General features: G+C 44.5%; 8 protein-coding genes. 2 read left to right on the forward strand and 6 right to left on the reverse strand.

The window, feature by feature from the left end:
• The first annotated feature begins 398 nt into the window (after nucleotides 1-398).
• Together hxlA and hxlB are read left to right on the forward strand one after the other, a co-directional pair.
• Nucleotides 399-1,043, forward strand: coding sequence for a 3-hexulose-6-phosphate synthase (gene hxlA, locus AB1466_05820; GenBank protein ID MEW6189602.1), 645 nt, complete (start codon nucleotides 399-401; stop codon nucleotides 1,041-1,043).
• A gap of 17 nt (nucleotides 1,044-1,060) precedes the next feature.
• The gene (gene hxlB / locus AB1466_05825; GenBank protein MEW6189603.1) at nucleotides 1,061-1,630 is read left to right on the forward strand and encodes a 6-phospho-3-hexuloisomerase; all 570 of its coding nucleotides are present in this window, start codon (nucleotides 1,061-1,063) and stop codon (nucleotides 1,628-1,630) included.
• 211 nt (nucleotides 1,631-1,841) lie between these two features.
• Here hxlB and AB1466_05830 read toward each other — a convergent pair whose 3' ends face one another.
• The 6 genes from AB1466_05830 to AB1466_05855 all read right to left on the reverse strand — a co-directional run.
• Nucleotides 1,842-3,086, reverse strand: a complete 1,245-nt coding sequence (locus tag AB1466_05830; protein ID MEW6189604.1) for a glycosyltransferase — start codon at nucleotides 3,084-3,086, stop codon at nucleotides 1,842-1,844.
• An 87-nt stretch (nucleotides 3,087-3,173) separates the two neighbouring features.
• Nucleotides 3,174-5,285 carry an AAA family ATPase gene (locus tag AB1466_05835; GenBank protein ID MEW6189605.1) on the reverse strand — a complete coding sequence of 704 codons (2,112 nt, stop codon included), beginning with the start codon at nucleotides 5,283-5,285 and terminating at the stop codon, nucleotides 3,174-3,176.
• Nucleotides 5,282-6,412 (reverse strand): DNA repair exonuclease, encoded by a 1,131-nt coding sequence (locus AB1466_05840; GenBank protein ID MEW6189606.1) that lies wholly within the window; start codon nucleotides 6,410-6,412, stop codon nucleotides 5,282-5,284. Before AB1466_05840 ends, AB1466_05835 begins: the two co-directional genes overlap by 4 nt.
• Nucleotides 6,413-6,512: 100 nt before the next feature.
• Complete coding sequence (locus tag AB1466_05845) at nucleotides 6,513-7,223, reverse strand: DUF3307 domain-containing protein (GenBank protein MEW6189607.1); 711 nt, start codon at nucleotides 7,221-7,223, stop codon at nucleotides 6,513-6,515.
• 61 nt (nucleotides 7,224-7,284) lie between these two features.
• Nucleotides 7,285-7,716 (reverse strand): cyclic nucleotide-binding domain-containing protein, encoded by a 432-nt coding sequence (locus tag AB1466_05850; GenBank protein MEW6189608.1) that lies wholly within the window; start codon nucleotides 7,714-7,716, stop codon nucleotides 7,285-7,287.
• Nucleotides 7,717-7,797: 81 nt separating this feature from the next.
• Nucleotides 7,798-10,686: tetratricopeptide repeat protein (locus tag AB1466_05855; GenBank protein MEW6189609.1), on the reverse strand; the 2,889-nt coding region annotated here is incomplete at its 5' end.

Genomic DNA, 10,686 nt, shown 5'->3' on the forward strand with positions numbered 1-10,686 from the left:
ATAATTGTCGATTTTCTCACCCTACTTCACCTCCTTTCATCCATATCGAACGAAAATTAACTGCATTAACTCGCAAAAGTAAATAACAAAGGAGGGTTGCGCCCTCCTAATTTAGACCCATATCAATTTGAAAGCTCACTGTGCTGGGATTCTTCATAAAATCCCCATTCCAAGCAACCTAACCCAAATGCTTGGATGACTACTGCAGTTCAAAGCCTCGCTTTATGTAGTATAAATATACTTGTGTAATTCGATATCTTACTAATTTTTCCTGCTAAAAAGCATTAACCTGCACGATTAAAAATATTTTGTGCTTTTGCACACAATTGACCCTGCATCTTCGAAGTGATTTAATGGAATTGGAAGATATTAACTATCAATTTAACTTTGTGAACGAAATGAGGCCACTACTCCAAATAGCTTTAGATATCACAAATAGGGAAAATGCTTTAAGGTTAGCCGCAGAGACAGCAACCTTTGTAGATATCATCGAAGCTGGGACTCCATTGATTAAAACAGTGGGTTTGAGTATAGTACGAGAACTCAAAGGGTTATTCCCGAGAAAAAGCATCGTCGCGGATATGAAAACAGCTGATACAGGTGCTCTCGAAGCAAGATTGGCATTTGAGGCTGGTGCCGATATCACCACAGTCTTGGGGTCAGCTTCCCTATTCACCATTGAAGAAGCGATCTTGGAAGCAAAAAATCGCGGAAAAAAGGTGATTGTGGACTTAATCGGTATGGAAAATAAGCTTTCCAGAGCCCAAGAGATACAGAGATTGAATCCCGATTTTATTGGGGTTCACACCGGTATTGATGAACAAGTTAAGGGTAAAAGTCCATTTCAGGATGTTCGCGAACTTGTCAGGTTGAAAATACCTCTCGCCGTTGCAGGAGGAATCAAACTTGAAAATCTGAAGTACTTAAGGGAATTCAAACCAGCCATAATCATAGTGGGCGGAGGCATAATCAAGGAGGAAAAACCGGCGGAGGCGGCAAAAGCAATCAAGGAAAAGATCAACGAACTCTGGTCCAAAGATTAAAAATTCGAGGTGAAAGTATGTATTATCGGGAGCTCTTAGACGGGATTGGTGAGGTTACCTCAAAAATCGATCCACAGGAATTTAAAAAAATCGTGGATATCATCAAAGAAGCACGAAGAATCTACATCATTGGTGCTGGAAGGAGCGGACTGGTGGCCAAGGCCTTCGCCATGCGCTTGGTGCACTTGAGGAAAAGAACCTTCGTGGTTGGGGAGACCGTGGTTCCTGCCATGCGTAAGCAGGATATTTTGATAGCTGTCTCTGGCTCCGGAAGAACCAAATCCGTAGTCGAAATCGCCAAAACAGCCAGGTCCATTGGAGGTAAAGTGGTAGCGGTAATCGGGGATAAGCAATCCGAACTTGCACAATGCTCGGATTTAATCGTGGAAATTCCAGTGCCCAAGGTGAAGGACGTCATCACCAGTTACGATTCCCGGCAGTTGATCGGTAAAATAACTCTAGCTCCCCTGGGCTCGCTCTTTGAACTCTCTGCCATGATATTCTTCGAATGCGTCGTCACCGAGTTGATGAGAAAGCTTGAAATCAGCGAAGAGCAGATGAAGCGGGAGCATACCATTTTAGAATAGCCATGTTAATTTCCAACACCGCTTTTGCGTTTTCTCCTCGCTGATGGGAATTTTAGGTATAAAAAACATTACCCATAATCTTCCAAGGTCTGAGAGAGGCTCTCAGAGCTTATTTTACTTTTGGAAATTTTCCGATTCCTTCAAAGGTAGAGCGATCCTTTCAGGATCAATCGTGCATATTAATAAAGGCGAGGCTGAAAGCCTCGCACTACTACATCTTCTCGAAAAGTTTTGTCGCCCTTTTCACCAGGTAAGGTTTAAGCTCTTCAAAGATTTGGGCTTGATTCTCGATTAATTGGTCGGCTTTCTTCGTCGAGATGCCCTTCGCCTCCAAAATATAAGAGGCTGTGCGACCGTAATAAAGGGGTGTCATCATGCTGACCAGCTTTTGCTTGTCCTTCTTCCACTTTTTATAATTTAACGCAAAATCATAGACCACTTTCGCCCACAAATCCGACGGAAAGTTGAATTCATTGCGACTTTGTAAGAACACCCTTTCAACTCCGTTAAAGCTCTCTTCAGATAAAACTTCCCTCCACAGAGGACTAAAATGACCGAACCCAAGACAAAAATTCTCGATGAGATCCTGTATGGAGACCTTGATTGGCTCCGGTTCAACCTTTGGAGCTCGCCCATAAAAATCAACTTCATCGCTTTCCTTAATCCTGTACAACTTATCTTCATGCTGAGCCATGAGGGTAAAAAGAGTCCCCGCGACCTGTCTAAACATGGGACCCAAAGTTGTCGGTTCCCTCCCGGTATGGACCTTTGTGCCCAGTCGAGATTGACAAACCTTGACTCCTTGCTCAATCGCCGTTATAGTGAGCCAGATATCGATACCATATTTGGCCACATCGGTTTCCCAAACATCCTGCTTTATATAGAAGTCAAAGAGCTCTCTAGAGATGCCAAACTCTCCTCCAATTGGTTGACGGATTCTTTTACCAAAAATGGCTCTGGTGAGAGGATAAGCGAGGAGCTTGGTGATGGTTCCATCATATTTGTGACGCGTATAATAGGGTGCTACGAATTCGTATTCACCCTTCAGAATGGGATCCGCAAGGAGTTCTATCCACTCGGGAACAATGCTTTTCAAGTCGGAGTCCACCACAATTATGACATCGGCTCTCAAAGCATAGCCGATCTCAAATACTGCCCGGAGGGAAGAACCTTTTCCAGGTAGTCCTCGGTAAATGGTGACCAATCTCTCAACACCCGCTGAGCGGGGAAGGCCTTGAGCCATCTCACGGCTGTCGTCGGTGGAGCCTCCATCGGAGACCACGATCAAAGACCTTTTATCGGGGAAATATTTACGCAAGCCGGTCTCAACGGTGTTTATGACATAACCCACGGTCCTCTGGTTATTGTAGCAGGGGATACCGACCAGTAGATCAACCTGACCTATTCCTTTGATCCTCGATCTAGCTTCATCACGAAGTGCAGTAGCAAATATCATATTAATTCCCACTTTCTCAATCTCTTATATTTATATAAGTCCTGTGGGTATAAGTCCCATGGGCACCGGAGCCTTCAAATTCTGAGACTACCTACTAAGATCAATGACCTTATCTGCATAGGCATCATATCTATCACTGCAGGTAAAAAGGATTATCTGGTATTCCTTTGTGATTTCTTTGACCAATTCCATGGTGTTCCTCAATCTTTCATCATCGAAGGTGATGAAGGGATCATCGAAAAGCAAAGGAGGCTTTTTGCCCTTGGAGATAAGCTTGACCAAACCCAAACGAGCTGATAGATAGATCTGGTCGATGGTTGCCCGACTGAGTTCCCGGGCTTTTACATAGTCCTTCTTTTCCTCAGAGTAGACGAAAAACTCCAAATTTTCCTGATTTACTTTTACCCTGTTATATTTACCATCGGTTATTATGTTAATATATCTGGAAACCTCTTCCTCCAAGACCTTCGTCGCCGAGCGTAGAGTGGCTTTTCGGGCTTCATCTATGCTTTTCAATACAAGCTCATAAACTCTTCGTCGCCTTTGGTAGAATTCCAGCTTCTGTTGTAAATCGGCGAGTTTCTCATCAATGGCTGCCAAATCCTCAGAGGTGGCTCTAGCTTGGGAGATGACGATCTCCAACTTCTTTTTTTCCTCCTCAAGTGCCCTTTTTTTCTCCGCCAGATCCTCTATTTCCTGGAGCAACTTCTGAAACTGTTCAGGATCGAGGGCTATTGGATCGAGGCTTTCCCACTCCTCCTTCTTGGCGTTACGATCCAGAGCTAAGGTTCTTGATTCCTCCACCAAATCTTCAATCGATTTGTCCCCTAGAATCCCGCTCAATTCACTATCCTTCGCCAACTTTTCAGCGCGGAGGGGTTTATACTTTTCATATCTCTCCAAGCACTCAGTGGCGGTTTTACACCTCGCTTTAGCCAAAAGATATTTGATTTGATCATTTATTTCGGTTATCTGCTCTTCGACTTTAATTTTTTGATACCTTATTTGAGAAACTACCGTTCCCAGATCAACTTGGGGCTCGGGTTTTATGCGTAAAACTCCATAACCGGCTACGAGCAGACCAATAATGGCCAAAACGAGCATAAACTTTGAAAGAAAAGCACCAATAATGCCCAATAAGAGAAGGATCGTACCCAAGATCAAAGGGTGATTACCGGTGGGAGTGGACTGGAGCTGAATATCTGCCTCATGGCAGGCAAGGCTTGGTTCCACCAGTTGCTGCTCTAGAGAGTCCCTCATTTGCTCCAAAGATTGCTTTCTGCCAAGGAGAGTGCGAAGTGCATCCACGTCTTCATCCTCTATTTTCTCCAAAAAGCTGTAGGGTTTGAGCCTCTCATTAAGATCATCGATCTCGTGCTTTATACCAAAGGCGCGTTGGATATTCTGGTAGCATTCCTCGATTTTCTCCAGTTCTTGTTCAAGCCATCGCCTCCTCTCATTCTTCTCTCTAAGATTCACCTTTGTAGAAAGTCTTGTGCTTATATCCTCGATTTCCCTTTTCACTTCAAAAAGTCTGGTGCCCGTCCTCCGAACCTCCTCTATCTCATCCTCCAGCTGCTTCCGCTTCTCTTCCAGCTCAGCAACGGCATTGGAAAGCTTTTGAATTTCTCCAGGATATTTTGTTATTTTGCCCTCTCCCTTGATCAGCTCCTTTAAAGCAGCTCTTAACCTTTCACAAGCCCAAGAGGCGGTCACCTCATCCTCCCCCGTAATCGTCGCTTGGAGGCTATCGCCTATCTCTCTTTCCCCTTTGGATATCTGCGCCACCCTATCCTGCTCGACACAGGCCGTACTCTTGAACACGGCTGCGGAACTGAAACCCAGCCATTCCCCCACTTTTTCACCAACCTTTGTGGGATCGATGATCTCCCGCGGCAGACCATCGCCAATCAAAGTGAGTTTCTTGGTTTCAAAATCCTTATGGAGTGCATAATTTGCACCTTCTACTTCGACATCGAGGCCTATTTCGTACATCCTCTCTGAACCCCAAGAGATCAAATTCCTGATCTCCTTCCGCCTGTGAGAAGGATTAAAGAATATTCCAGCAATTAAGGCAGAATGGAGCGTGGATTTTCCAGCTTCATTGGGTCCTTTGATCACGTTAAGACAGGGAGAAAGCTCCGCCTCTAAATCTCGAAAACGTTTGAATCTCTGAAGCTTTATCTTCTTTATGATCATCTAAGAACATTCTCCCCTTTCAGCAAAGCTACGCCTAGCTTAAGTGCTTCCTCAATGACCCTTCTCTCCTCCGCTGTGGATTGCTCCAGCCTTTCCTCCATAATCCGAACGAATTTGCCGATGATCATACTTTCCGGTAAATCTTCGACCGATATTTCCTCAAGTTTTGGATGGGATTCATCAATAACTCTCAAACGAAAGAAGAATGGCTCTAACTCTTGCTCCAACTCCTGTGGATCAATTTCAAGATCGAAGCTCGCCAGTCCCTGGAGTTTTACCTCGATTATGAGATCTGGGTCGGAATGAGCCTTTATGGCCTCATTGATCTCGCTCACACTACTCATCATATCCACCGGTAACTCCAGCATCTTGAAGAGGCGCTTCCCCACTCGTCTTGGCTCCACCCTCACTGAGCCATCCGGATCGATGAATACTAGGAGAACATTGCCCGAGCCCTTCTGGTGAATATCTAGTGCCTCTGGAGAGCCACAGTAGCAAGCCTTGGTTCGACCCCTGGAATAATCGGCGAAGGAATGCCAATGTCCCATGGCTATGTAATTCATGCCACTTCTCTCTATCTCCTCCAAGGTGAAAATCGCTCCATCCTCCTCTACCTTTTCGGAAATTTTCAAAGCCCCGTGGATGAGAGCGATGTGAAATTTTGTCCCCGTTTGAGGATGAATACCCTCGAGGGGACTTCCTTCTAAGATCCCCGTGGTGAGAGCTTTTCCATAGACCGTTAAATCCAAATTCTTAAAAGTTTTGAAAGTTACCTCATCGGTGAAAAGGGTAAGATTGGAAAGAACATCATTGAAATTGTAACGGCGATAGATGGAGGTTGCATCATAAAGGTCATGGGTACCGGGTATGAGACAGATTGGAATGTTCTTCTGTTCTAGTTTCTTGAACAGCTGAACAACTTCATCCAAAGTTCGTCGGGAGGGACTATTGGAATCAAACAAATCCCCCGCGATGAGGAAAAGGTCAACATCTTCTTCGATGGCGAGATCAATTACATTTCCAAAGGTTTTAAGAATTTGAAGGCGTTGTTCCCCTCCCTTTTCACCAAGCATAGCAAATTTAGCTCCGAGATGGATGTCACCTGTATGCAAAATCTTCAAATCCATCACCACTTTGTCAAGCTGTGAGCTGTAAGGATTAAGCTTTTAACTTTGAGAACCAGCCTCAATCCCCCTACCTACTACCTTGAACCTAGAACCAAAACTTTTAAATCGTCCTAAGAATGAGACCAACGATTATCGCCAAACTCATACTTGAAGCGAATTCAAGGACAAAGGGATATTCCCGATTACCCTTGATTACCTTCACCATTGAAGGTATGAAGGCTAGAGGTGCCAGAAAATACAAGCCAACCAGGATAAATGTAACTGCCAGCCCCCGCTCGACAATACCCACGAACCTCTTGTGAAAATAAAGGGTGTTATTGCCATGCCTACTAGCAGGCCCGCTTGCCAGGGAAGACCCGGTTCCCGCTTTACCAAAGGTATTGCAAAATTCGTAGATTAATATAGAACCACCAAAGGTAGCTGCAATATAACCAACGAGATAAGGAAGGAATTGGGAATAAGGAATGTGCGATGAAGAGACAAATCTCAATTCGGTCAAGGAAAAAACCATGCCCATCACAAGGAGATGGAGAATCTGATCTCCAATAAAGATGTACAAGCTCATGGCGGGTTTCCACATCGTTGCAACTATTTTAAGCCGGTCAAAAAGAAAGTGAGAAAAACCAAGTACTATGGCCCAAAGTAGCCATCGATGAGAATATGGTGCAAGGATTATACCCATGAATGCGCAATAGATACCGCTATGAATAGCAACACCCCAGATGCTTTGCTTCGCCCACTTAACTAAGGATGCCGGTTGCATGAAATCTACAACGAGGTGCACCAGCAACAACAAATAAAACAAAGACATAACCAACCCCCATTGGCTTTAAGCTGTAAGGATTAAGAATTAAGCTTAATCCTTATCCTATTTAGGGTCCTATCCAGGGTATGGATTCCCTCAATCTGCGTCCGGAAAGGGTAACCTGAAGCGAAAGCTTCTCAACCTGATCGTCTATCTCTCGAATCCGGTAACTCATTTTCTCCAACATCTTCAGAGCAAAATCAGGATCCTCTCTGATCAGAGATTTTAATCTCTCCTTATCAATGACCAATACCTCGGTCTTGCCCATAGCCGTCACCGTGGCTGAGCGAGGACGATCCTCGAATAGAGCCATTTCGCCGAAAAAGTCCCCCCCTCTTAAAATTGCTAATGTGGTCTCTATCTCTTCGGTCTCTCGCATAATCTTTTTAGTCACCTTCACCTTACCGGACTGGATGACAAACATTTCCTTTCCTGGATCGCATTCATTGAAGATGACCTCACCATCTTGATACTCTCTCACTTCCCCTTCCCGACACATCCTAAATACCTCCTTTATTTAAGCTATAAGGATTAAGCTTTTTTATTCCTTATTCCTTAATCCTTAATCCTTAATAATACCTTAATCCTTCTCTGGTTTAATATCCAATACATTATATATTATCATCGGTTCTTTCTTCCCTTTAAGCCGAATCGGCAGTAGCTTCTCCGCCTCCACGGCATCTTTAATCAAATCATAGGTACTGGAACTGATCAAAATTTGTCCCTTGCCCGCTGCACTACACAAACGGGAGGCAATGTTCACATTGTCCCCAATGACCGTGAAGTCCAGACATTTACCGCTACCGATGTGACCTACCACAACCTCCCCCGTATTGATACCGATGCCATAACTGACCACTGGAAGATTTGCTGTTTTAGCTTGGAAGAGTTTGATCTCCTTCTGCATTTCAACAGCGGCCTTAACAGCTCTTAAGGCATGATCCTTTTGCTCCTTGGGTGCATTGAAAAATGCCATGATGGCATCACCTATGTACTTATCGAGTGTCCCCCCATATTGAAAAATAATTTCAGTCAGAAAGGCGAGATAGGTATTCAAAACGGATCTCACCCTCTCCGGTGCCAAATCCTCTGAGAGACTAGTAAATCCCCTGATATCAGCGAAGAGCACCGTGACCTCCTGGCGTCGATATAATACCTCGCTGCCCATGCGGAAGAGGATTCTCCCCAAATAATCCATGAATATTCCCTTTGCGAAGGCCCAGGTAAACAAGGATAGAGTATCGCTAGCCTCCATGGATAATAAATGATGATACTCGTATTCTCGGGAGAGATTGACGGCTCTCTCGAGGTACTTCTGAGCCTTTGATAGATCATTCTTCTTGTGGTAAATGGCGGCTAAATGGAGGTAAATTGCGGTCAAAATGTATTTATTGTCGTGCTTTTCAGCGATCTCCGCCGCTCTGGAGAGGATTTCCTCAGCCTTATTCAGTTTTTGTAACTTGGAGTACAAAGTCCCCAAGTCCGCAAGAGACCAACTAATTTCCCAGCTCCCACCCTCATCTTTAGCTAAGGCCACAGCTTGTCGACCGAATTTCAAAGCCTTCTGGAATTTGCCCTGCATACCATAGAGTCTACCCAAAGCCCGCAGAGCGAAGCACAGTCCCCAGGTATCATGCAATTCTTCGAAGATTGCTTTGGACTCCTCGACCAACTTCAAACCCTGCTCAATTTCTCGCATCTCCGCTAGGGTTTCACCCATCGTCCACAGAATCCACCCCCGCACGCGCCGGTATCCAAATTTCTCCACAATTTCAAGGGCCTGGTGTAATACTTTAAGAGATTGCCCATAGTCTCCTTGCATGCGATGGACCATGGCGATATTGCATAAAGTGAGGGCCATATCATGCTTGTTCCCCAATTCTCGTCTCAATCGCAGGGATTTGTGGCTCATTCGCAGAGCATCGGCAAATTCTCCTCTCTCTAGATAAGGAATAGCAAGGTTATGTAGCACACAGGCTTGAGTGGTTTTATCCCTAACCCTTTGGCTAAGAACAAGAGCCCGTTCAAATATGGAAACGGCTCGTTCTGGATCCATACGAAGATAGCAACTGGCTAAACTGCATAAGGTAGGTGCATGATTCTTCTCCTCGATATAATGCAATGATTGCTCGAGAAGAGATATAGCTCTTTTATAATCCGCTTTTAATCTGTAAAGCTCACCGCTCCTTCCAAGACTTATCCCAGCACCCTGTCTATCCCTTCGCCTCTTGAAGATCAGAAAGGCTTTTTCATATAAATCCAAGGCATCATCCCATTCCCCCTGGATCTCCAAGATATTACCTTTATGGATCAGCAACCAGGGCTCCCTTTCAAGAATCTCTCGAGGAATTTTATCGATCCAGAATTTAAGGGTGGAAAACCTACTTGTACTTATCATCTCTTCAGCAATTTTTGAGATGAGCTTTGCCGCTCCACGAGGTTTTTCCGCTTGGAAATAATGGTAGATGGCGTGATCCCACTCGCCTGTACTCGTGAAATAACGTGCAGCTTTCTGATGAAGATTAAGGATTGTTGCTTTGCTCTCGGTTTCGATGGATTTAGCTTCCAAGAACTTTTGGAACAGATGATGATAACGATATATGCCATCCAAACGCGTCGTGAAAACGTGGCTTTTTCCCAAATATTCTAAAACGTTGTGAGAATCCCTGATGCCCGCCAAGATATTGCCAAGATCTGGATTTATGAAGGGCACAATGGAGGTCCTCTTAAGAAATGCTCGAATCTTTGGGGATTCCTGCCCAAAAACCTCCTGGGCCAGATATTCGTAGATATCCCGGGTGCCGATAAATTGATCTATAAATACCTTTCTCTCATGGGAATCGAGATTCTTTAGGGAAGCGTATAGGAGTAAAAGACTGGCGATCCAACCCTCGGTTTTGGTAGCCAGGTTACTCAGTTCCTCATCGTCTAGAAAAAGGGGATACAAATCACTGAACAATTGGCGAATCTCTGAGGGAGTGAACTTCAAATCGTCGGTCTCGATTTCGGCTATCTCTCTTCGAACTCTAAGTGCCGCCAGGGAAAGATTCGGCGTGACACGGGAGAGAATGACAAAGTGAACATTGGGTGGCAATTGATCCAGAAGAAATTCGATGATTTCACTTATCTCCTTATTATCGTTGATGTAATGATAGTCGTCGAAGATGATTAATATATCCTCTAGGACAATTCCCATCAACTCGTTTATAAAAATGGTTGTCACTGACTCCTTTTCCCTTGAAAGATACATGGATTCCTTTAAACTATTCATAGTTTCAGTACCAAAGTGGGGAAACTTCCTCTTAATTGCCTCCACCAAGTAGCTTAAGAAAACTGCAGGATAATTATCGCTTCTGTCCAGACGATACCAAATCACCTTAAATTTAGTTTCGGTAGCGAAGTCCGCAAGGAGAGCTGTCTTGCCGTAGCCACTCTGAGCGCATACGACCACGAGCCTTCGGTCAATATT

Source organism: Actinomycetota bacterium, from assembly GCA_040755895.1.
Lineage (GTDB): Bacteria > Actinomycetota > Aquicultoria > Subteraquimicrobiales > Subteraquimicrobiaceae > Subteraquimicrobium.

Excerpts from the sequence above, each read along its gene's own strand:
- AB1466_05835 (MEW6189605.1), bottom strand. The coding sequence starts at position 5,285 with ATGATCATAAAGAAGATAAAGCTTCAGAGATTCAAACGTTTTCGAGAT.
- AB1466_05840 (MEW6189606.1), bottom strand. The coding sequence starts at position 6,412 with ATGGATTTGAAGATTTTGCATACAGGTGACATCCATCTCGGAGCTAAA.
- AB1466_05845 (MEW6189607.1), bottom strand. The coding sequence starts at position 7,223 with ATGTCTTTGTTTTATTTGTTGTTGCTGGTGCACCTCGTTGTAGATTTC.
- AB1466_05830 (MEW6189604.1), bottom strand. The coding sequence starts at position 3,086 with ATGATATTTGCTACTGCACTTCGTGATGAAGCTAGATCGAGGATCAAA.
- hxlB (MEW6189603.1), top strand. The coding sequence starts at position 1,061 with ATGTATTATCGGGAGCTCTTAGACGGGATTGGTGAGGTTACCTCAAAA.
- AB1466_05850 (MEW6189608.1), bottom strand. The coding sequence starts at position 7,716 with ATGTGTCGGGAAGGGGAAGTGAGAGAGTATCAAGATGGTGAGGTCATC.
- hxlA (MEW6189602.1), top strand. The coding sequence starts at position 399 with ATGAGGCCACTACTCCAAATAGCTTTAGATATCACAAATAGGGAAAAT.